Annotated in this window: 21 protein-coding genes and 1 tRNA gene; 6 read left to right on the top strand and 16 right to left on the bottom strand. The window is 37.2% G+C overall.

Annotated elements, in window-relative coordinates; all coding sequences use genetic code 11:
* Nucleotide 1 precedes the first annotated feature (1 nt).
* Nucleotides 2-75, bottom strand: a tRNA-Met gene (locus tag I6E85_RS08920).
* 430 nt (nt 76-505) lie between these two features.
* Between I6E85_RS08920 and I6E85_RS08915 the strand changes: the two genes are divergently transcribed.
* Nucleotides 506-967: a globin domain-containing protein gene (locus tag I6E85_RS08915; RefSeq protein WP_007585499.1), complete on the top strand. Its 462-nt coding sequence runs from the start codon at nt 506-508 to the stop codon at nt 965-967.
* A 192-nt stretch (nt 968-1159) separates the two neighbouring features.
* Nucleotides 1160-2716 carry a cryptochrome/photolyase family protein gene (locus I6E85_RS08910; protein WP_197236853.1) on the top strand — a complete coding sequence of 519 codons (1557 nt, stop codon included), beginning with the start codon at nt 1160-1162 and terminating at the stop codon, nt 2714-2716.
* Between the two features lie 60 nt (nt 2717-2776).
* Here I6E85_RS08910 and I6E85_RS08905 read toward each other — a convergent pair whose 3' ends face one another.
* From I6E85_RS08905 to I6E85_RS08865, 9 genes are all read right to left on the bottom strand, one after another.
* Entirely contained in the window at nt 2777-3223 is a 447-nt protein-coding gene (locus I6E85_RS08905) for an Hsp20 family protein (protein ID WP_007585496.1), read from the bottom strand.
* A gap of 229 nt (nt 3224-3452) precedes the next feature.
* Nucleotides 3453-3983: a redoxin domain-containing protein gene (locus tag I6E85_RS08900; protein ID WP_101164085.1), complete on the bottom strand. Its 531-nt coding sequence runs from the start codon at nt 3981-3983 to the stop codon at nt 3453-3455.
* 112 nt (nt 3984-4095) lie between these two features.
* The gene (locus tag I6E85_RS08895; protein ID WP_101164084.1) at nt 4096-5493 is read right to left on the bottom strand and encodes a sigma-54 dependent transcriptional regulator; all 1398 of its coding nucleotides are present in this window, start codon (nt 5491-5493) and stop codon (nt 4096-4098) included.
* Nucleotides 5494-5502: 9 nt separating this feature from the next.
* On the bottom strand, nt 5503-5877 hold the full coding sequence (locus I6E85_RS08890; protein WP_101164083.1) for an Hpt domain-containing protein: 375 nt from the start codon (nt 5875-5877) through the stop codon (nt 5503-5505).
* 108 nt (nt 5878-5985) lie between these two features.
* Entirely contained in the window at nt 5986-6798 is an 813-nt protein-coding gene (locus tag I6E85_RS08885; RefSeq protein ID WP_225305785.1) for a bifunctional diguanylate cyclase/phosphodiesterase, read from the bottom strand.
* A 427-nt stretch (nt 6799-7225) separates the two neighbouring features.
* Entirely contained in the window at nt 7226-7516 is a 291-nt protein-coding gene (locus I6E85_RS08880; protein ID WP_024591629.1) for a hypothetical protein, read from the bottom strand.
* Nucleotides 7517-7852: 336 nt separating this feature from the next.
* Complete coding sequence (locus I6E85_RS08875; protein ID WP_101164082.1) at nt 7853-10663, bottom strand: PAS domain-containing hybrid sensor histidine kinase/response regulator; 2811 nt, start codon at nt 10661-10663, stop codon at nt 7853-7855.
* Nucleotides 10656-11264 (bottom strand): cysteine hydrolase family protein, encoded by a 609-nt coding sequence (locus I6E85_RS08870; RefSeq protein WP_024591631.1) that lies wholly within the window; start codon nt 11262-11264, stop codon nt 10656-10658. The genes I6E85_RS08875 and I6E85_RS08870 overlap by 8 nt, the downstream gene beginning before the upstream one ends.
* A gap of 22 nt (nt 11265-11286) precedes the next feature.
* The gene (locus I6E85_RS08865; protein ID WP_010554674.1) at nt 11287-12324 is read right to left on the bottom strand and encodes a response regulator; all 1038 of its coding nucleotides are present in this window, start codon (nt 12322-12324) and stop codon (nt 11287-11289) included.
* Nucleotides 12325-12581: 257 nt separating this feature from the next.
* Between I6E85_RS08865 and I6E85_RS08860 the strand changes: the two genes are divergently transcribed.
* From I6E85_RS08860 to I6E85_RS08845, 4 genes are all read left to right on the top strand, one after another.
* Complete coding sequence (locus I6E85_RS08860; protein ID WP_007585470.1) at nt 12582-12845, top strand: GrxA family glutaredoxin; 264 nt, start codon at nt 12582-12584, stop codon at nt 12843-12845.
* A 160-nt stretch (nt 12846-13005) separates the two neighbouring features.
* Nucleotides 13006-14871, top strand: coding sequence for a DEAD/DEAH box helicase (locus tag I6E85_RS08855; RefSeq protein ID WP_007585469.1), 1866 nt, complete (start codon nt 13006-13008; stop codon nt 14869-14871).
* A 213-nt stretch (nt 14872-15084) separates the two neighbouring features.
* Nucleotides 15085-15501, top strand: coding sequence for a hypothetical protein (locus I6E85_RS08850; protein WP_101164081.1), 417 nt, complete (start codon nt 15085-15087; stop codon nt 15499-15501).
* A gap of 26 nt (nt 15502-15527) precedes the next feature.
* Nucleotides 15528-16118 (top strand): hypothetical protein, encoded by a 591-nt coding sequence (locus I6E85_RS08845; RefSeq protein ID WP_024591633.1) that lies wholly within the window; start codon nt 15528-15530, stop codon nt 16116-16118.
* Nucleotides 16119-16207: 89 nt separating this feature from the next.
* On the opposite strand, the gene I6E85_RS08840 is transcribed toward I6E85_RS08845, so the two are convergent.
* The 6 genes from I6E85_RS08840 to I6E85_RS08815 form a co-directional block, all read right to left on the bottom strand.
* Nucleotides 16208-17761: an AbgT family transporter gene (locus I6E85_RS08840; RefSeq protein ID WP_024591634.1), complete on the bottom strand. Its 1554-nt coding sequence runs from the start codon at nt 17759-17761 to the stop codon at nt 16208-16210.
* A 143-nt stretch (nt 17762-17904) separates the two neighbouring features.
* A complete protein-coding gene (locus I6E85_RS08835; RefSeq protein WP_002962183.1) occupies nt 17905-18180 on the bottom strand; it encodes a YfcL family protein in 276 nt (91 codons plus the stop codon).
* Entirely contained in the window at nt 18177-19340 is a 1164-nt protein-coding gene (locus tag I6E85_RS08830) for an ATP-NAD kinase family protein (RefSeq protein ID WP_024591635.1), read from the bottom strand. The genes I6E85_RS08835 and I6E85_RS08830 overlap by 4 nt, the downstream gene beginning before the upstream one ends.
* Nucleotides 19330-19884 (bottom strand): elongation factor P hydroxylase, encoded by a 555-nt coding sequence (locus I6E85_RS08825; protein WP_024591636.1) that lies wholly within the window; start codon nt 19882-19884, stop codon nt 19330-19332. Before I6E85_RS08825 ends, I6E85_RS08830 begins: the two co-directional genes overlap by 11 nt.
* 117 nt (nt 19885-20001) lie before the next feature.
* On the bottom strand, nt 20002-20463 hold the full coding sequence (locus I6E85_RS08820; RefSeq protein ID WP_029769945.1) for a zinc-ribbon domain containing protein: 462 nt from the start codon (nt 20461-20463) through the stop codon (nt 20002-20004).
* 62 nt (nt 20464-20525) lie between these two features.
* Complete coding sequence (locus tag I6E85_RS08815; RefSeq protein WP_024591637.1) at nt 20526-21173, bottom strand: glutathione S-transferase family protein; 648 nt, start codon at nt 21171-21173, stop codon at nt 20526-20528.
* Nucleotides 21174-21258: the final 85 nt, after the last annotated feature.

Genomic DNA, 21258 nt, shown 5'->3' with positions numbered 1-21258 from the left:
GTTGCGGGAGCCGGATTTGAACCGACGACCTTCGGGTTATGAGCCCGACGAGCTACCAGACTGCTCCATCCCGCGCCAATAGATATCAAACTTTAAATTTAATATCGCTGTTAGCTGTTTTACAACATGCTAAACAATGGCCGCTATTATAAGGATGTACGGGATGATTAGCAACTATAATACGCAATTAGTTTATAAAATTTCCAATTCGTCAAGATGCTAATTTAATGTATATATAAGTAACATAAGTAATCAATCAATTTTATAAAATGCTGTCTCTAAATTATTAAATATTACAGCTTATTATTTTTGAGTGAAAATCAAACAAACTAAATTTGAGCTACCTTAGTACCTTCTAGATGCTTACAATTTACCAGAAAATAAATTGATATAACTAAAACCCATACTTTAACACTAAAAAAACGTGCAGAATTTTATCTGCCCGCTATAATCAATTTTATGCCACTTAATAATAATAGTTATTACTCACTGCAGCGAGATAAAAATGAACCAACAACAATCAGCATTGTTAAATAACTTAACAATTATTAAGCCAAATTTTCATGCATTCACGGCTCGATTTCACAGTAAATTGGCTGAATCTAGCATTGAAATGAATTACCCAACAGCCTTACAATTTAACGAAAAGAGTTTTACCCTTTTTTGTGTGTTAGAACGAATTGTTAAACATTTAGATAAGCCAGCATCGGTAGCTCCTTTTTTAGCACATCATTTAATGTACCTAAAAAAAAGCAGTGTTTCGCAAAGTGACATTGCACTATTATCTGATGCGTTTTACGAAACCCTTAAAGAGCACCTTGGTAAACACTTTACTCCTGAGAGCCAGCTCGCTTGGAAAAAAGCCCTTAAATATTTTGAAAACTTTGCCAGCAATATTCTATTTAATGTATCTAATGTGGTTTCGTTACAACAAAAAATGCAGCAAAAGCAAAGTAATAAAATTTAAATATACAATTTTTAGGGGTGGCAATTTAACTTACTTAACCTCCCCATTAATTAAACTCATTTGCACACCATGATCCAACACGCCTTTATTGCCCTGATAATCGGTTAAGCCTTTTTGCCCTATTCACTCGTAGTTAAATAGTAAAACGATCCTTTAATTAAATACGTCCGTATAAAAAAATTTGGCTTTACTATGACCCATCACAAAACACTCAGACTAATACTAGGCGATCAGCTAAACCCATCTCATTCATGGTACAAGCAAAAAGACGACGACACGCTTTACCTCATCGCAGAACTAAAACAAGAAACTGACTACGTTAAACATCACATTCAAAAACTGTGTGCTTTTTTTAATGCTATGGAAAACTTTGCAACTGCATTAAACACGGCAGGTTTTAATGTTTTACATTTAACACTTGATGATACCGATGACGACAAGGACTTGATTGAATTACTCAAGCGAGTTGCCGATAAATACCAATGCGACTCTATTGAATATCAATACCCTGACGAGTTTAGGCTAAAATCTCAATTAGCTAAGTTTAAAAGTGATAGCTCATTAAATGTAATTGCTACAGATACTGAACACTTTTTATTACCGTTCACCGATATAAAAACACGCTTTACAAAAAACAAGCATGTAACAATGGAGCACTTTTATCGTGCTATGCGTAAGCAATTTAATATATTAATTGATGATGCAAAGCCAACTGGTGGCAAATGGAATTTTGATAGTAATAATCGTAATAAATTTTCTAAAAAAGACTTAGCCGACATCCCAGAGCCTAAGTTATTCAATACTGATGTTAGCAGCATTATTTCTCGTTTAAATAAACACAACGTCGCTTATTTGGGTGAAATAAATGAACATTCACTGGAGTGGCCAACAACGCGTAAACAAGCGATTGAATCTCTTGAATACTTTTGTGAGCACTTACTTAGTCGCTTTGGTCACTTTCAAGATGCGATGACAGATCAAAGTAAAAACAATACCAGCCTGTACCATAGCCGTTTATCGTTTGCCCTAAACGCAAAAATACTCCACCCGTTATATGTAATCAAACGTGTAATAAGCGAATACGAACAAAGACCCAATGAAATATCCCTCTCGCAAGTAGAGGGCTTTACTAGGCAAATATTAGGCTGGAGAGAGTATGTACGTGCCATTTATTGGATTAACATGCCCGACTACGCAGTTAAAAACCAATTACAAGCCAAAAATAAACTGCCATCTTATTTTTGGAACAGCTCTACAAAAATGAATTGTCTAAGCCACTCACTCAAGCAAAGCCTTGAAACCGCTTATGCTCATCATATTCAGCACCTAATGGTTATTGGGAACTTTTGCATGCTCACAGGAATAAACCCTGATGACGTAGACAACTGGTACTTAGGCGTTTATATAGATGCCATAGAATGGGTAGAAATGCCCAACACCCGAGGCATGAGTCAGTTTGCCGATGATGGAATAATTGCAACAAAGCCTTATGCTGCAAGCGGTAACTACATTAATAAAATGAGCGATTACTGCAAAAGCTGTCAGTACGATGTTAAACAAAAAGTAGGAGATAAAGCCTGCCCGCTAAATAGCTTGTATTGGCATTTCATGAATAGACACAGAGACAGGCTAGAGAAGAACCCACGTATTGGTATGGTATATAAAAACTGGGATAAACAAGATGAAACACTTCAAGAACAAACGCTGCAACAAGCAACCTACTACCTTAATAATTTAGAAGCGCTTTAAGTAAAAAAACCGCCTCAAATGAGGCGGCTAAATAATCAGGGGAATATGTACTTTAGAAGACTATTTACCTTCTATTAGATTACTATTACCAATTTCTATTTTGCGTGGTTTAAGTGCTTCAGGAATTTCACGCTGTAACTCTATGCTTAATAAGCCGTTAGCTAAATCGGCACCAAGTACTTTTACATGGTCTCCAAGCTGAAATTTACGTTCAAAGTTACGCTCTGCTATACCTTGATGAATAAACTTACGTTCATTATTTTCATCTTTATTAGCTTTAATACCTGCAACTTTTAATGTGTTGTTTTCTGACTCAATGGTCAATTCACTATCACTAAAACCAGCAACGGCCATAGTGATTCTGTATTTGTCTTTATCGAGTGCTTCAATATTGTAAGGAGGAAAACTCGGCTGCTTGTCTGTATTAGCTGCCGCATCCATAAGTGATGCTAAATGTTCGAAGCCGATAAATGAACGATAAAGTGGTGATAAGTCTACTGTACGCATAATAATATCCTCATATTTAAGCGATATTTTGCATGTGCTTTTCTATTGAACAAGCTCAAGCAAAGTTTAATTAATAATATAAATTTCAATTGTTTAAGTTTAATTTAGGACCCATCAGGCGTCCTACTTAACTATATATGGACGGTAAAATTGTTTTCAAGTAAATTTATTAAAAATAAATAAAAAAGGCACTGAAGAGTGCCTTTTTTGAAACCATTTAAAATGAATACTATTTAATAAATGTGCCCCGGATTGGATAGTCGTTTTCTCTTGAAAACTTAATTCCACCTAGCAGTTGCTCTAAATCAGGACGAACAAACGGGCTGTTTGATATATCGACCATTTGAAGCTGATTTTTTTCATTAAGCACATAAATTCCTGGTTCAGCAAATGGATGATCAGTTTCTGCACCACTGCGAGGCTCGCTAATATGTAGCCCTAAATCAGTCATTTGTTCGATTGTTAAACCATAGTAAATTGGGAAGTTAATATCTATTTTTTCAAGATGTTTATTAAGCTGCTCATGGCTATCACCACTTACTGCAACCACTTCAACTCCAGTCTCTTTAAAGTCTTTATGAACTTTAGCAAGCTCGTTGAGTTGCGCAGTACATTTAGGGCAGTGCTGGCCTCGATAAACAACAATCATTTTCCACGGAGAGTCACTTATTCTGTCAACTAAATCTACCTTTTTCTCATCAACATCACTCACTACTAGTGATGGCATAATATCCGCAGGTTTTAAACTAGTGTTACTCATTGCGATCTCCTTTTACTATTTCAGATTAAAAATTAATTTTGCTCTTACACATAGAGTTTAGGGTAACTTTTATTAATTCAACCTAAAATTGCAATTAAAATCTATTAAAGCTTTAAGACCATCCCTTTATTTTTCTATAAATGGTAGATGCACTTACCCCTAAATAAGCAGCAGCAAGAGGAATGTTGTCTTCGCAGCTTTTGATTGCGTTTTCAATAGCCCTTTTTTCAACTTGCCATAATGGTTCTATATCGTGAACCGACATAGGAGATAATTGAACACTCTGATCGTTTGTATTGTGAATTGACTTAGTTGAGCTTGAGTGTTTTACAGCGCCTAGACCAAATGAATTTGGTAGCATATCTCTTTCTATTACATCGCCATCATTAATAACGACTGTATTTTCAATTACATTTTGCAGTTCGCGTATATTTCCTGGCCAATCGTAATTACAAAAAAGCGCCTTAACTTCATCAGAAAAGCCAATAAAATGTTTAGCGTTGCTATCGCTTTTTTGTTTTAAAATATACTCAGCGAGCAGTAAAATATCGTTTCCGCGCTCCCTTAAAGGCGGGAGCTTTACGGGGATAACATTTAAACGATAATATAAATCTTCTCTAAAGCGCCCTTCTGCTACCTCTATTATTGGATTTCTGTTGGTTGCACATACCAAGCGAACATCGCTGTGTAATACCTCGCTGCTACCAACCTTGCTAAATATGCCGGTTTGTAAAAAGCGTAATAACTTAGCTTGTAAGTTAAGCTCCATTTCACATAGTTCATCTAGAAATAACGTACCGCCGTTGGCCACTTCAACAGCGCCCTTTCGATCGCTTAACGCCCCACTAAACGCACCTTTAACATGACCAAAAAATTCAGACTCAAATAATTCGGTTGGTATAGCGGCGCAGTTTATTGCAATAAAAGGACCTTGGCTGCGAGGGCTCGAATCATGAAGGGTTTGTGCGCATACTTCTTTACCGGTTCCACTTTCACCTGTAATAAATACGCATGCTTTGCTTCTAGCTGCGCTATCTAGCAATCTAAAAACGGTTTTCATTGCGAGTGATTCACCAACAAAATCTTGGCTTTTATCACTGCTTTCAACCAAAGGTTGTACTTTAGTTTGCTCTTTGGGTGTTAACGCACTTTCTACTGAGCTAATAAGTCGCTGACTTGTGAAGGGTTTTTCTAAAAAATCAAAGCCACCTAAACGCATAGCTTCCACTGCAATATCAATAGAACTATTTGAGGTGATCATGACTACATTAGCAGGATTTTTTTGTTTATTTACAAATTGTAAAACTTCAAGCCCACTTATATCAGGCAAACATACGTCTTGTACTATCACCGCAGGCATTTTTTCTTTAATACCGACCAACGCAGAATACCCATCTGCGAAATGCTTACATTCAAAACCTACTTGCTCTAGCTGACTTGCGTACAAAGCACCACTTGCGATGCTATCTTCAACTATATAAACAAGACCTTTACCCATTATATCTGACACGGCTTTCTCCTAGATAGCTATACTCTTACTCATTATTTGATATGCATCTCGGGTTTTATCCAAGTTATGCTTAATAACAAGCGCTGCGTGCAAATTTTCTTCTGTGGTTGGTGGTGGTGAATCGTGTAACTGTGTTGCCAATGCAGCTAAAGGAGCGGCTCCATATAAAGCAGCCGAGTTTTTCAAAACATGCATTATTTCTCTAATTTTTATAATATCTGCATTACTAATTGCCGTATCTAATTGGTTAGCCATAGTAGCTAATTCATCGATAAATAAGTTTACTAATCGAGCTAAAACGCTTATTCCAACATCCTTTTCAAGTTGAATTAAAACGTTTAGCTCAGTAATACTTTTATCGATAAACTGCTCTGATATAGGCATAGATAACCTTTGTGTAAGTTAAAGCTTCGTACACTAATAAAATGTAAGAGTTGTAGTTTAAGAGTAATTTATTTTTTGCATTTTGCAAATCAAAATGAATATAAACAATTACAGAGCCCAGGTATCAATACTTTTTGTTAATGTTTGCGGTTTATCGAGCAAGTACCCCTGAGCAATATCACAACCAAGTTGTTCTAATATTTGTAATTGCTCATTCTCTTCAATGCCTTCTGCTACAGTTTGTAAGCCCAATCGCTGAGCCATCGCAATAATTGCACTACATAACGTAAAGTCTTCATTATTAGTTGCAATACCACTTACAAAACTGCGATCAATTTTTAAACCATCAATATCAAATTGACGAAGTAGACCTAAAGACGCGTACCCAGTGCCAAAATCATCAATCCACACCTTTACGCCTTCTTTATGGAAGTTTTCAAACGCCTTAGCTATTTTATCAGGACTATGAATGAGCGCTGTTTCCGTTAGTTCTACTTTGATGGCCTCTGGTGGTATTTGGTGCTTTTCTAGCAAAGCCATTACTTTTGAAAACACATCACCATCTAAAATTTGTACCGGTGAAATATTTAAAGAAACAGCAATATCTGTCATACCAAAATGTCGCATCTGTTTTAGATCAGACAAACATTGCTCAAAAATCCAGTCACCTAATTCTAAAATCATTCCCGATTGCTCTACATGCGGGATAAACTCATCAGGGCCAACAATGCCAAAGCGCGGTGATTGGCACCTTACTAGCGACTCAAAGCCGACCAACTTTCCCGTTCCTAATGATACAAGCGGTTGATAAACCATTTTAAAATAATTATTTTGCATTGAATCAGACATGATTCTTTCTAACTCATGCCATCTTGCGAGATTGACTGGGCTTTCCGATTCTAGGTATTTAAACGCACTCATGATTTTGCTCCGTTTTTCACTCTTAGTGACTTATTATAATGAGTAGCAATTTACAGGCCATTTTAAATGTGGAAAAATAGAAATAAAAACCAATAGATTCAGGCGGTTAAATTGGAAGGTTAAAAGATTTTAGTTCTCCCACTTTATTCGCATTTTGCAATTCAGTTTGCTATGCACCTAAATTGGCAAATGAGCGCTTAATCGAGCCTATAAAGCACAGATAAGCCAGTTAATAGCTGCTACTAAAGCTAGTGTTAGCAATTGTAGGTGAGAAAAGAGAAAGCTTTGATAAAACTCTGTCTAAGTTAAGCACAATCTAAATTTAAAAGCATATAGCTAATTTTATAGGGAGGGATAGAAAGTTAAAACGGTGGTAGGAACATAAAAAAACGCAGGCAACTATAAATAGTTACCTGCGCAAAAGTCTCTAGTTTGAAAGAGTGTCATTATTTTCGTTTTTAGGAGCAGTTACATGTTGTGCATAGTTAGTATTTTGCGAGTCAAATGTATTACTCATCAACTGTGCGTTTTCAACATCAGCTTGTGTAAAAGTAATTGGCTGTATATCTGCCAACGGTTCAATCGAATCGCTACCTCGTAAAACTGTAATACCTATTATTAAAGTGGCAACAAGCAAAATAGACAAAACCATAATTTCAGGTGTTAGTACCCAATTGTTACCTTTAGGCTGTTGTTTAGCTTTTGTGTTTGTTTGCATTTTGCACCCCTTAAAATTTAACTAAATTCGTCTTGATTTGATATTTAATATGTTGCGAAAGCCGTGCCAACTAAACAAAAACAAACGAAAGATAAAATAAACAACAAAATCAAAGTATTAAAAAAATTAAAAATGTAATTTAGAATCCAAAAATAATTCGTAACGTTGTATTTTTATTTTGAATTGCAATTTGCGAATCAAATTGAAAAACCATAATAAAAACACTCATTAAATACTAAAAAATAAATTTAACTTACTCCTAAAATACTAGGTTAATTTCTTCGTTTATCAAGTTTTATGCAACACAAACCCACTTTTTATATTGTTCTTCATTGCTCAGCTCAGCTTTTCCCACACTTGCGCTAAACGAGAGAGCTTTAAATGTTTAGATTCAATAACCTGCTCTGGGGCATATTTATCAAGCAATAAATAAAGTGTCTCACTTACAATTGGCTTAGCTAAGTAATCATTCATCCCCGCTTCTATAAATCGCTCTTTATCACCATGAATTGCATTTGCTGTGAGCGCTATTATAGGGGTGACTATACCTAACTTTCTGATTGCTTTAGTTGCAGAAATCCCATCGAGTATTGGCATTTGGATATCCATAAAAATAATATCAAGTTTATTGTTTTTAGCCTTGGTTATTGCCTCTTGCCCATCACTAGCAATATGTACCCGACAGCCTTTTTGCTCTAAAAACTGCCTTATTACTATTTGATTATTAGTATTATCTTCAGCAACCAATACATTGGTCCCATTCAACTGAGTTAACCCTGAAGGGCTTTCTAAGGCTTCTTTTTGTTCACGATTAGTAAATATAATATCTAAATGAAATAACTGCTCTTCCAATAAACTAATTGCTCGCGGTACATGCGATACTTTAAAAGGGCCATTTAACCTAAGCTCTCTGTCGTTAAGATTTTGCGGTAATAAGTTTTCACCTAGTAAGTCTAGGATAAGTAAACACGGTGAATTAAGGGAGTTATATGTATTTATACACTCGCGTGTTTGGGCTAGCGTTGGAGGATCAGTTAATACAATTGCATCAGGAAAACTATCATACTCAGGGATATCTGGGCATATTTCATAGTGCTCAAAAGCGATAGAAAACCGAGTGAGTGTGTGCTCCAACGCGGTTTTTAAAATTTGGTTATGTCCTACAATCCATACTCTTGGCTTTTTACTTCGTGCTGCAAACCCCTCTCGCAATATTGAGTCGGTTGTGTCTATTTGTAACGGGTAATTAACGATAAACTCACTCCCTTTATTGAGCTCAGAGTTAACCGAAATATCTCCCCCTACTACATCACAAATTTGCTTACATATAGCAAGGCCTAAGCCACTACCACCATGTTTTCGGGTAATTGAATTATCTGATTGAATAAAAGGCATAAACATACTTTCTATTTTATTTTTTGCGATTCCCATTCCAGTGTCTTTTACTGATAAATGAAGATTTAAATTATTGGCTCCAATGTAAGTACATCTAACGGTCACCGTTATTACGCCTTGCTGAGTAAACTTAATCGCATTGGCTAATAAATTAATGGCTATTTGCCTTATACGTGCATGATCACCAATTACTTGAGCGGGGACATCAGGATAAAAATCAAAAACAACCTCAAGCCCTTTTTGCAAAGCGCTTTGGGAAATTATATCTATTGCTTCTTCAATACACGTATCAATACTAAATGGCTGATTATCGAGTGTTATAGCTTGTGCTTCAAAACGCGAATACGTTAATACATCATCCAATACACTCAGTAATGCATCAGAGCTTGTTTTAATCATTTGTGTGTAACGCATTTGCTCAGAAGTTAAACCGGTATGATGCAAAATATCTGCAGAGCCAATAACGGCATTTAATGGCGTGCGAATTTCATGGCTAATATTTGCCATAAATCGGCTTTTAGACTCAGCTAATGTTTCTGCCTGATGTTTAGCTTCAAGCAATATTTGCTCGCTTTCAATACGTTCTTGTATATCAACAAGTGTTGCGGCAATAGATAACAAATCGCTTTCGTAGCCACCCACAATGGGAGTAAGTGTCATTTCAACCCAATTATTTATGCCTTGTGCATTAATCAAACGTATATCAAAGCGACGTATATCACGCTTACCTTGTTTATAATCAAGCAAAGTGCTACTAATTTTTTCTACATCTTCTTTTGCTATAAACTTAATTATAGGTAAGCCAAGACTCTCATCTACACTGCTGTGTAAGACGCGTTGCCATGCTTGATTTATAAATAATAAATTGCCAAATGTATCAAGGCGTAAAACAATATCAGGAATATTATCGACGACAGAGTGGTAGTTATATTCTATCTCTGCCATTGCTTGTTCAGCTTTAACTCGCTGCGTAATATTAGTTTCTATAGCGATAAAATGCTTTACTTTACCTTCATCATCTCGCACTGGATTTGCATCAATAGCAACCCAATAAACGTTACCATTTTTATCGTAATTTGTGGTTTCAACTTGAAAAGGAAGCCCATTTTTTACAGCGTGAGACATAACCTTACGACTTTTTTCACATGTTTTTGGCCCTTGCAGTAATTGACCTGGGCTAGTGCCTATAACCTCATCACAGGTGTAACCTGTAAGTACTTCAAAACTATTGTTAACCCACTCAATTACGCCAAATTTATCTGTAATTATTACTAAGTTATTTGTATGGCTTGCAACAAGCGATAAGCGTTTTACATATTTTTGTTGTTGTGTGAGCAATAATTGAGAATCTTTATGACGTTGAATGTCATAGAACGAGCCTATAAAGCCGCTTTTTTCATCATAAACTAACCTTAACTCAAACCAGTTCATGAGCCCGATGCTGCTTTTAATTTGTATTTCTACACTGGGAGCCTGCTTCCCTTCTAGTAAACAACAGCTGTATGCGACAAAATGCATAATATCATCGCAATTCATTAACTTAGTAATATTGGAGCCAATTAATGAATCGGTTGAGTAACCTAACTTCTTCTCCCAAGCTTCATTAATATAAGTAAAATTCAAATGTTTATCACACTCAAAAATACACTCATCTAAAATAGCTAATAGCTTTGCTTGACGTCGATTACTATTGGAAAGTTTTTCAACTAGTGCATATTGGATTTGAACTTGTAGCTCATCATTATTATTCATGATCTCTCCAATACTTTATAAAAGTATTACTCTCACAAACTCGTGCATAAAGAAGGGAAACCTTTTCACAGTAGAATGCTTGTTCAAAAGGAGTGCGTCTCGGTGTGCAGTCACTTAAAATAGTGGCATTAGAACCACGTGCAACAGCAGTGCGCACAGTTGAATCAATACAGATAGAAGACACAGTACCCGCTAAAATTATATTAGTGGCCCCATGTTTTTTGATGTTTTCGGCTAAATCTATATGTGTAAAAGCATTTAAACTTCTTTTCCCAAATACCACCTCTATAATATTACTAAAAAGGTCTAGCTGCTTAATGGTTTGAGCACCGTACGAACCCGCTTTAAATGCCCCCACCGCAATGACTTTTAATATACCAATCGGATTTTTAAGCTCGCTATAGTTTTGCGTAAAGTGAATGGGTGTATTAATAACTAAAGCAAATTGCTCTGCCCAGAAGGTCAATAAATAGAGTGTATTTTCCCCCACGCCAGTAATTCTTGATGACTCTTCAACCTCGTCATACAAAATACCTTTTGGCAAAAAGTAATTGTTTTGAAAACCAATTAAAATAGGTGCTGTCTTAGAGAAATCATCCATAACTCTCTCCTTATTAATCAATTTAAGAGGCTAACTGCCAAGGTTTAATAAATTTCTCAAGTACCGCTTTTGTCACTGGCTTCTGTAAATAGTGAGTAATTCCTTTATCAAACAACTCAGCTATTTGCTCATCGCCTGTTAACCCCGTTAAAATAACTTTAGGAGTATTGTTATTAGGTGTATTTTGCCTAACTAATTGCTGCGCCACATCGCTACCAAACATTCCTGGCATACGCTCATCTAAAAGTAGCAAGTCAAATGGTTCATTTTGAGCAAGTGTTAATGCACTGGCACCATTTTCTGCACACGTTACTAAGCAGCCCAGCATTTCAAGCATTACTTTTGTAGCAATTTGGCTCGGTAAGCTGTCGTCTGCTACTAATACCGATAAACGTGTTTGTGTGTGAAATGTTGTTAAAATAGTAATTAAGTCGGTATCAAAAAATGGCCAGCCTAATATTTTTTTAGATAGTTTATGAGCTTGGCTCAGCTCGTAAATGTCGTTAATAGAGCACAACTTTATGTGTGTATTTAAGCTGTCACTATTTAATTTATCAATTAATGCGTTACCACTAAGATGGCGTAAATCCTCTAGCTGTGCAGACTCTCTAAGCGTGCTATTAAATAATTTAAAATTTAAACCAAAACGATCGTGAGTATTAGCTGACATTTTTAAACAGCTTTTGAGTAACGCTTCGCAATCAGTTAAAACGTCTACATTTTGTCTAACATCAAGCGCTAAACTAACAGACTCTTTAGTTGCTAAGAGCCCGTGAAAATCCAACGTGTTTACTTGTTCAGAATCATCAATCTGATAGTGAATACTAACTCCCTGAATATTTGCTTCGAGGTTAAGTAAAAAGCACTGCTTTACTGCTGCTAGCGCCGGAGTAAGAAACGCCTCGCATTGTGCAATCATTTGCTCTGGCGGAATTTGCAAACAGACGTAGTTACATTGCAACTTATTGATTAAGGTAATAGAGAATTTTTGACTTTGGGTTTCACAATATTTACCTATTACTCCTTGGATAATTTCTAAAACGTGACTATTAATATTCATAAAGCATTCTCGTTAACCCAATGTATAGCTCTATATCATCAAGTTATGTGCCATAAATTAATTCTTGTAAACACACTTGCATTCATAGACTTAAGTATTAGACAAACAGGGCTCTGGTTTTTCATTCGCATTTTGCAAATCATATTGCTATGCATAATATGATTTATGCTTTTATTAGAATGGTGCAATCGATTTTTTTCTCTTTAAATAATTTTCCATTCATTTAAACTGATATTAATCAAATTGAGGAGAAAGCTATGTTAACCGTAATTTTTGGCCGTGAAGGTTGTCCATTTTGTGTTCGTGCGAAAGATGTTGCTGAGCAATTATCAAACGAACGTGATGACTTTAAATTTCGTTACATCGACATAATTAAAGAAGGTATAAGTAAAGCCGACCTTGAAAAGTCAGCGGGTAAGCCTTGCCCTACTGTTCCACAAATTTTTGTAGACCAAAATCACATTGGTGGATTTACAGAATTTGAAGCTTACGCAAAAGAAAACCTAGGCTTGTATAAATAAGCTTTGTATTAAATATGTTAACCAGTTTAATAAACCCTACATTGAGCTGGTTAAATTTCGACCAACATCAAACACATACAAATTAGTTTCAATTTATACAAGCATTTGCCTCGCGAATCCTATATAATGCGCGCCTCTTTAAATTCGTTGAGGCGTATTAATGTCAGAACCAGTCACGTTTGAATCTCTAAATCTTTCTCCTGCAATTTTGAAGGCAGTTGAAGAGTTGGGTTACAAGACACCATCTGAAATCCAAGCTCAATGTATACCGTTATTGCTAGAAAGAAAGGACGTACTGGGACTAGCTCAAACGGGTACAGGTAAAACCGCAGCATTTGCACTGCCATTACTAAATAATATTGACCCGTCTGTGAAACAGCCACAGATCCTTGTACTCACACCAACACGTGAGCTTGCGATCCAAGTTGCTGAGGCATTCGAACAATATGCTAAACATGTTCGTGGTATTGAAGTATTGGCACTATATGGTGGCCAAAGCTACAGTATCCAATTAAGCGCACTTCGTCGTGGCGCTCAGGTTATTGTTGCAACTCCAGGTCGTTTAATCGATCACATTAACCGTGGCACTATCAAGTTTGATGCTCTACAAGCACTTGTACTTGATGAAGCCGATGAAATGTTACGTATGGGCTTTATCGATGATGTAGAAAGCATCATGGAAAAAACACCGCGCGAAAAGCAAACATGTCTTTTCTCTGCGACTATGCCTAAGCAAATTCAAAACATCAGCAGCAAGTATATGAACAATCCTGAACAGGTTCATATTTCTGCGCGTAACTCTACAGTATCATCTGTTGAGCAAGTGTTTTGGAATGCAAGCGTACATAAAAATAAAGCTATTGTTCGCTTCTTAGAAGCTGAACAGTATGAAGGTGCTATTGTTTTCGTACGTACGCGTAACGATACAGTACAACTTGCTGAGTTATTAGAGCGCGAAGGTTTCTCTGCTGCTCCACTTAATGGTGATATGAACCAGCAAGCACGTGAACGCACTGTAGAACGCTTAAAAAGCGGCATGCTAAATGTTGTTATTGCAACAGACGTTGCTGCTCGTGGTCTAGATGTTGACCGCTTAAGCTTAGTTATCAACTACGATATCCCACAAGATTCTGAAGCCTACGTTCACCGTATCGGCCGTACAGGTCGTGCTGGTCGTACTGGTAAAGCAATCTTATTCGTAAAACATAACGAACGTTATTTACTTAAAAATATCATTCGTCATACGAAGTCTGAAATTGCACAAGTTGAATTACCAACTGCAAAAATCGTTGAAGAAAAACGTATTGAAGCGTTACAAGCAAAATTAACTATTGCGCTTGAAAACAAAGATATTACATTCTTTAACGAGATAGCTACTAATATGGCTGAAAAACTTGAACTTCCTCTTGAAAGCTTAGCGGGTGCGTTACTGTGTTTAGCACAGCAACAGTCTCCAATTAAAGTTGAAGAAGTTAAGATTCAACCTCGTGAACGTAACGAGCGTAACGATCGCAACCCACGTAGTAACGACCGCAATGATCGCGGTGGTGACCGTGGACGTCGTAACGAACGTGGCGGCGAACGTGGTGGTGAACGCGCTGAGCGTAAACCTCGCGAACGTAACAGCCGTGATGCAGGCCCTATGGATACTTACCGTATCGAAGTAGGTCGTGAACACGGTGTTCAGGTTAAGAACATTGTTGGCGCTATCGCTAACGAAGCTGACATCTCAAGCAAGTTTATTGGTGATATTCGTTTACACGACAATCACAGTACGGTTCAATTGCCGCAAAACATGCCTAAAGATGTACTTGATCATTTCCAAAAAGTGTTTATTTGTAAACGTCCTATGGGCTTAACAATTACACAAGATCAAGGCCCTGCTGAGCCACGTGCAGAACGCTCTGAGCGTCCAGCTGGTGACAAAAAGCGCACCTTTAGTAAAGATAAAGACGATAGCCAACGCGGTGATAAGCGTACTGGCCCTCGTAAAGAACGTCGCCCAGTAAGCTTCACAGCTAAATAAGCAACGACTCTTTAATAAAAAAACCTTGCCACGAAAGTGACAAGGTTTTTTTGTGTCTGTAACATGAGAAAACTAGTTAACCTGAACTCTGAATAATAAATCTCTTAACCAGAGTTCAGGTTAGTTAGAGGAAAAATTCAGAAGCTCGCTATTAAAATGGCTGCCGTAATAGGAATAAGCAGCTGTATTACTTTCAGGGAGAGATGTAAATAAATGAAACTTTTAACAAGCCAAATAACCCGAATGGTAGCCCTACTTCATAATAAAGGTTTTTTTCACATATACCTATATGCTGGATTATCGCCCAGCGGTTGTGATTGGCGCTATATAATTGGTCACACTAAAGATGGGAAGTGGCCAACTAACGATCTAATTACTTATGGTAGCATCAACTCTAGCAGCAAACTGACATGGTCTGAGAAGAATACAACTAAAGATTTATGCAATGACTTTATTAACTACTTCAAACTTGAAAAATATTCTCCTACAAAAGAGCAACTTCAATACATAGATTGGTACTCAACTGTTGTTAACTCACTAGCTGAGGATGAAGCAGTCATTTTTTATGCAGACTACCAAGCTAGTCATCAACCTTTACTAAATAATGCGCCAGGCTTTGTAAAAAAATAATATTTTTGACAGTAAGGATCACTGATATGAAAAAATTATATGAATACCTACCAATCATAGCGCTACTAAGCCCTCTTATTTTATTCATGGCTATTCCAATTGTAATAGACTTTACAGACCCTCCATTTATTGCAAATAAAAAATATGACATTACTATTTTTTGGATTATCCCTATTATTTCAGGTGCACTATTTATCTATTTGAATATGCTTGTATTCAAAAAATATAAGCAATGCAGTAAATATAGAGAATCATTTAAGCATAATATTTCAGGAATAAAGAACCTAGCTTCATTTATTTTAGGCTATTTGGCAGCTCCATTTTTAATATACGCAATATTTTATATCTATTTAGCCCTTCCAATAAAGCTGTTTGCTTATTTCACTGAAAGTGATTATTGGTATAAAGAATATATCCTGACAGACGTTGAAGAGTGCGGCAGTGATTATGAAAATAGTTGTACACGTTTATCTTTTTTAGATCCTAAAACTAAGCAAATACACGAGCTTCGGTGGTATGAAGAGAAATCATCCATTATCAATAGTAAAGGGCACTATGTTTATGTAATCGGTGAAGCTAGCTATTTTGGTTATATTGTCAGAGGGCTAGAAAGATAGCCATCATTGGCTTACAAAGTTAAAGCTTATAAAAAAGCCCTGTCATTTTCGTGGCAAGGCTAATATAAGCTCTTAATATTTATACTTTATTAAGGCAAAGCTGGGTAAACGTAGCTAGCATCAAGCCCTAGTGGAATACCAAGTGCCCAGTAACCTAATAAAAAGATACTCCAGCCAATCATAAAGGCGATTGAGTACGGTAGCATAATAGCAATTAAAGTACCTATACCTGTGCCTTTCACATACTTTTGACAGTACACCACCACTAATGGGAAGTATGGCATTAACGGTGTAATAATATTAGAACTTGAGTCACCTACACGATAAGCGGCTTGAGTTAAGTCTGGCGAAATGCCAAGTTGCATTAACATCGGTACAAAAATAGGGCCAAGTAACGCCCATTTTGCTGAACTTGAACCTACAAACAAGTTAACAAAGCCAGTTAAAAAGATAATGCCCACAACCGTTACTGCACTTGGCAATTCCATTGCCTTTAATAACTGCGCACCTTCGATTGCGAGTAATGCACCTAAATTTGATTTACTAAATGCAGCAATAAATAGCGAACAGAAAAACGCCATGACGATATAATATGCCATGCCGCTCATCGCTTTACTCATAGCATCAATCATATCTTTTGAAGTTTTAAAGGTACCTACCGTAAAACCATATACAGTGCCAGGTAGCCAAAAAAGTAAAAATATTAATGGTACAATAGATTGCATTAAAGGAGAGCTAAAATTAGTAAGGGATCCGTCACTACTGCGCATTGCAGAATCGTCTGGAGCAGAGATAAATGCTAATAACGCAAGCCCTGCAATCATCACGGTACTGGCTATATAAAAGGCACGTTTTTCATCACTACGTGCATCTTCAAATACAGGTAAATCCTCTTTCGCACCATCAACCGCTGTTTTTTGTAAACGTGGTTCAATAATTTTATCGGTGATGTACCAGCCCAATGCCACAATAAATAAGCTAGATGCTGAAGCAAATGCCCAGTTATTTAACGGGTTAATTGTCATTGCAGGATTAATTATTTGCGCCGCACTTTGGGTAAAGCTTTGTAGTAATGGATCAATCCCTGATGGAATAAAGTTAGCCCCAAAACCACCACTGACTCCTGCAAATGCCGCTGCAATACCCGCAAGCGGATGGCGTCCTGCAGCATAAAATATAACACCGGCAAGTGGAATAACTAATACATAACCTGCGTCAGTAGCGGTATGGCTCACAATGGCCACTAAGATGATTGAAGGCGTTAATAGCTTTTTAGGAGTAACTTTAAGCATTAACTTAAGGCCAGTATTAATAAAGCCCGAATGCTCAGCAACACCTACACCTAACATAGCTACTAAAACGACACCTAAGGGAGCGAAGCCGGTAAAGGTTTTTACCATAGAGGATAAAAAGGTAGCGAGCGAATCACTTGCCAGCATATTATTAATAATAATCGCTTCACCGGTACGTGGATCTATTGCATCAAAGCTTACACCTGAAAACCACCACGACAAAAACCAAATTAATAACATTGCAAACAGAAATATTACGGCTGGATCTGGAAGCTTATTGCCAACCCGCTCAACAAAATTTAAAAAACGCGCAACAACCCCTGAAGGTAAAGCGTCGTGATTATTATTCATTTTTATTGTTCCTAAAATTTATTTTAGTAACAATATCGCATAAAAACAAAACAGTAAATTAACATAAAAATCTGCTTTAAAAGTTTTGGACACAAAAAAACACGATAGTGATAAACAAATCGTGTTTTTTGTATCACTTACTTTTAAGCGAGGGCTTTAACTTCTTCCCACAAGCGTGCAACTAATGTCTTGTCCTCTTCGTTAAGCTCACCATTACGATACGCTTTAACTAAGCTCTGCTCTACAGTTTCGTTTAGCTCATCTATACTGATTGTCAGCTTTTCTACTTCGGCATAACCAACTGCAAGATCAAAATGACCTCGTAAATAGCCGCCTGCAAATAACTCATCGTCAGTTGCTTTTATTACTAAATCATCGAAGTACTGCTGGGCTGCATCGATATAGTTCACTAAACTCATTTATTAATCTCCTGGTTTTGCAAAGCACCTGTATTTTCAAGGTTTTGGTGCCCTACTGCATACATAATATGGTCGTTAAATCCGGTGGTTACTTTAATATAACCCGTTAATTCATCATCTAATTCGCCATCGCCGGTGTCACAAATAAGGGGGCGGCTATTAAGCGCTTGTAGTTTTGTTTTTGTTGCTACTACAATAATGTTTTCTTTGCCAATTGCACGTATAAGCGCAGGGCTCAATTGCTGATTACCACGGCCAAATATATGCCCTTGCCCGCCAATGAGCGTAATGACTAACTTAGTACTTTGATCATGTGTAAGCTCAAGTAATTGCTTCGCCGTTAAATCTTGAGCAACTAAGGTTTGATCTTTTATTAAATCAACGCCAAGCAACGTATTCTCAAGTCCCATTTCTTCCATTATGGCCTCAACGGTTGAGCCGCTACCCATTATATAAAATGTGTCTTCATCCATTTGCGATACAACATGCGCAGCAATGTCGGCAAGTACGAGTTCGTCGGTTTCTTTGCCGCCATTTTTAACCGCTTGCATATAGCGTACTTCGCTAGGTGTTTGCATTTCGCCGTAGCGCTTTGCTTTTACTGTGCCTTGTCTAAAGGCATCTTCATCTATATCCATTACATCTGCGTCAGCTAAGGTAACTAACTCACCTTTAACCAGCATTTCGACTACGCGCCCTGCTGCTTTGGGTGTAATGGCGTATACACCAGAATGAATTTTACAGCCTGCAGGAATACCAAGTACAGGAATGGTATCTTCGATTGCATGGCAAATATTACGCGCTGTACCATCGCCTCCAGCAAATAAAACTAAATCAACACCAAAGTCTTTAAGTACTTTTGCTGCTTGTTCTGTGTCATCTGGGGTTGTTATTACTTCAGAGTTATATACAACCTCTACATTAAAGCCCAAGGCTTTTGCTGTTTGCTCACCCATGTCACCGTTAACGGTGTAAATGGTTAAGCGCTCTTTATAAGGCAATAGCACTTCAAGCGCTGCTTTTGTGCGGCTATTTGCTTTGGGTTCTGCACCTAATTCGATTGCTTTAGCGGCTGTGTGTGCGCCATCACTACCTTTTAAAGCAACTGTTCCGCCTAAACCCGCTACTGGGTTTACAATTAAACCTAATTTAAACGCCATTACAAAGCTCCTTCGGATGTTGCCAATTAAATTGCTGCGCTGTTAATGGCCACTGTGTATTATAAAAATCAGAGAGTGCTTTTAAAAGTGACTCTGTACGAGAGTTAAAGCCATTTTCGATTAACGATAATACACGTGCATGTACTCGCTGCTGAAAATCAAACCGACATGTTTGCTCGCCGTTTAAGTTATCCACCGACACATTAAAAGTAAACCCTGCTGCAGTGCTTAATAACCACTCTATAGCTTGAGGCTTTACTTCTACGCTTTCAAACTCAGCTTGTTTTTGTTTGTCGCGCCCATCGGGGCAATACCAATAACCATAATCTTCTAATAAACGACGTGCATCGCCTGCTACTAGCCAATGCGCAATTTCATGCAGTGCACTCGCATAAAAACCATGAGCGAATACAACCTGATGAAAAGGCGTTGTATTATTAGCTGGAATATAAATAGGTTCGCAATCGCCTTTTATCAATCGGGTATTATAATTTTGATAAAAAGTGCGCTCAAAAATTGAAATTAGATCAGCTATTTGATGCATAAAATTAGGCTAATTAGTCTCGGTTATAGCGCTATTTTGCGCATTAAAAACGAGACGAATTGTACGGGCTTTTACAACTAAAGTAAAAATAAGGCGTGATAGTAAAATATAAGCGGACTAATCTTTCACTTTATTGATATTTTTAATAATACCTAAACAGTAAAGAGTATTACCAAGTTCTTTACACTGTGTTTTTTCACCTGAGGTTTTATTGGCTAAGCTAGTTAACATATCGTACCGTTTACGTAGAATTAGTATATATCTGGCATGTCTACGGCATTCAAAGCAATGAGTACAGTGTGAATCGACCCAAAATCTTAATGTTTCAAACCAATATTGCTGCTCTTGAGCAAAAAAAATAAATGCCTTAGAGCAAGTCCCGCACTTCTCTTCAATATCAACATAAAGTGCCCGAGGATAAATGGCATAGTTTTGCTTTTTTATATCAGCCAATATTACCGTATTAGGGAAGTATTTAAGGCTCGAGTAACGCCAGTGCGCATTCTCTATCGCCTCTATTGTCACTGGGGTATTGGTAGTTATTGGTGTATTGCCATACCTTGGGTGATTTAGATACATGAGCTGCCTAGTTTAAACTTATGATTTTAAGGCATAAAACATGCCATATAAGAAAACAATAATTATACAGGCGTTCCTGCTTCATCACACTCTACAATATCGGTCTCGGTTAATGCCTGAGTGATCCATCCTTGCAATACTGGGCAGCGCATAACAAAGTCACAATATTGCTGCGCCTCTGGCGATAACGTAATTTGATAGGTTTTTAAGCGCAGTACAACAGGCACATACATGGCATCAGCAATACTAAAGTCACCAAAAAACCACTCATTTGGAAACACATCTTGTTGCTGTGCAAATATCTCGTCTATACGGGCTATGTCTTTTAGTGCTTCGCTCGATAGGTCTACTTTACGGGTAGTTCTTATATTCATTGGCATTTCGCTGCGCAGCGCCATAAAGCCTGAATGCATTTCAGCGCTTAGCGCACGCGCTTTAGCTCTTTGGGTAATATATTTTGGCCATGCAGCGCCCGATAAGTAAGCATCGTTAATATATTCACAAATTGCTAGTGAATCCCATACCTGTAAATCGCCATCAATTAACGCTGGAACTTTTTGCACAGCAAAGGTCTTTTTTAGTTCATTGTAAAAGTCGGGGGTGTCGAGTACCAGCTGGGTTTCACTAAACTCAACATCAAATTTACTCATTAAATACCATGCGCGTAATGACCAGCTAGAGTAGTTTTTATTACCGATAAATAATTGCATATTGTAGATACCAAAGTGAATAGACGCTCCTACCTTACTAGGTGATTTAACAACCAACAACATTTTGTTTAAAGTCTCTTTGCTA

The organism is Pseudoalteromonas sp. NZS71 (assembly GCF_015864715.1).
Classification (GTDB): domain Bacteria; phylum Pseudomonadota; class Gammaproteobacteria; order Enterobacterales; family Alteromonadaceae; genus Pseudoalteromonas; species Pseudoalteromonas arctica.
The sequence above is the reverse complement of the archived record's forward strand: the minus strand, read 5'-3'. Positions and strand labels throughout refer to the sequence as shown.

Excerpts from the sequence above, each read along its gene's own strand:
- I6E85_RS08875 (WP_101164082.1), bottom strand. The coding sequence starts at position 10,663 with ATGAATAATAATGATGAGCTACAAGTTCAAATCCAATATGCACTAGTT.
- I6E85_RS08820 (WP_029769945.1), bottom strand. The coding sequence starts at position 20,463 with ATGTATCTAAATCACCCAAGGTATGGCAATACACCAATAACTACCAAT.
- I6E85_RS08915 (WP_007585499.1), top strand. The coding sequence starts at position 506 with ATGAACCAACAACAATCAGCATTGTTAAATAACTTAACAATTATTAAG.
- I6E85_RS08900 (WP_101164085.1), bottom strand. The coding sequence starts at position 3,983 with ATGAGTAACACTAGTTTAAAACCTGCGGATATTATGCCATCACTAGTA.
- I6E85_RS08840 (WP_024591634.1), bottom strand. The coding sequence starts at position 17,761 with ATGAATAATAATCACGACGCTTTACCTTCAGGGGTTGTTGCGCGTTTT.
- I6E85_RS08845 (WP_024591633.1), top strand. The coding sequence starts at position 15,528 with ATGAAAAAATTATATGAATACCTACCAATCATAGCGCTACTAAGCCCT.
- I6E85_RS08910 (WP_197236853.1), top strand. The coding sequence starts at position 1,160 with ATGACCCATCACAAAACACTCAGACTAATACTAGGCGATCAGCTAAAC.
- I6E85_RS08880 (WP_024591629.1), bottom strand. The coding sequence starts at position 7,516 with ATGCAAACAAACACAAAAGCTAAACAACAGCCTAAAGGTAACAATTGG.
- I6E85_RS08890 (WP_101164083.1), bottom strand. The coding sequence starts at position 5,877 with ATGCCTATATCAGAGCAGTTTATCGATAAAAGTATTACTGAGCTAAAC.
- I6E85_RS08870 (WP_024591631.1), bottom strand. The coding sequence starts at position 11,264 with ATGGATGATTTCTCTAAGACAGCACCTATTTTAATTGGTTTTCAAAAC.
- I6E85_RS08815 (WP_024591637.1), bottom strand. The coding sequence starts at position 21,173 with ATGCAATTATTTATCGGTAATAAAAACTACTCTAGCTGGTCATTACGC.
- I6E85_RS08850 (WP_101164081.1), top strand. The coding sequence starts at position 15,085 with ATGAAACTTTTAACAAGCCAAATAACCCGAATGGTAGCCCTACTTCAT.
- I6E85_RS08835 (WP_002962183.1), bottom strand. The coding sequence starts at position 18,180 with ATGAGTTTAGTGAACTATATCGATGCAGCCCAGCAGTACTTCGATGAT.
- I6E85_RS08865 (WP_010554674.1), bottom strand. The coding sequence starts at position 12,324 with ATGAATATTAATAGTCACGTTTTAGAAATTATCCAAGGAGTAATAGGT.
- I6E85_RS08830 (WP_024591635.1), bottom strand. The coding sequence starts at position 19,340 with ATGGCGTTTAAATTAGGTTTAATTGTAAACCCAGTAGCGGGTTTAGGC.
- I6E85_RS08855 (WP_007585469.1), top strand. The coding sequence starts at position 13,006 with ATGTCAGAACCAGTCACGTTTGAATCTCTAAATCTTTCTCCTGCAATT.
- I6E85_RS08905 (WP_007585496.1), bottom strand. The coding sequence starts at position 3,223 with ATGCGTACAGTAGACTTATCACCACTTTATCGTTCATTTATCGGCTTC.
- I6E85_RS08860 (WP_007585470.1), top strand. The coding sequence starts at position 12,582 with ATGTTAACCGTAATTTTTGGCCGTGAAGGTTGTCCATTTTGTGTTCGT.
- I6E85_RS08825 (WP_024591636.1), bottom strand. The coding sequence starts at position 19,884 with ATGCATCAAATAGCTGATCTAATTTCAATTTTTGAGCGCACTTTTTAT.
- I6E85_RS08885 (WP_225305785.1), bottom strand. The coding sequence starts at position 6,798 with ATGAGTGCGTTTAAATACCTAGAATCGGAAAGCCCAGTCAATCTCGCA.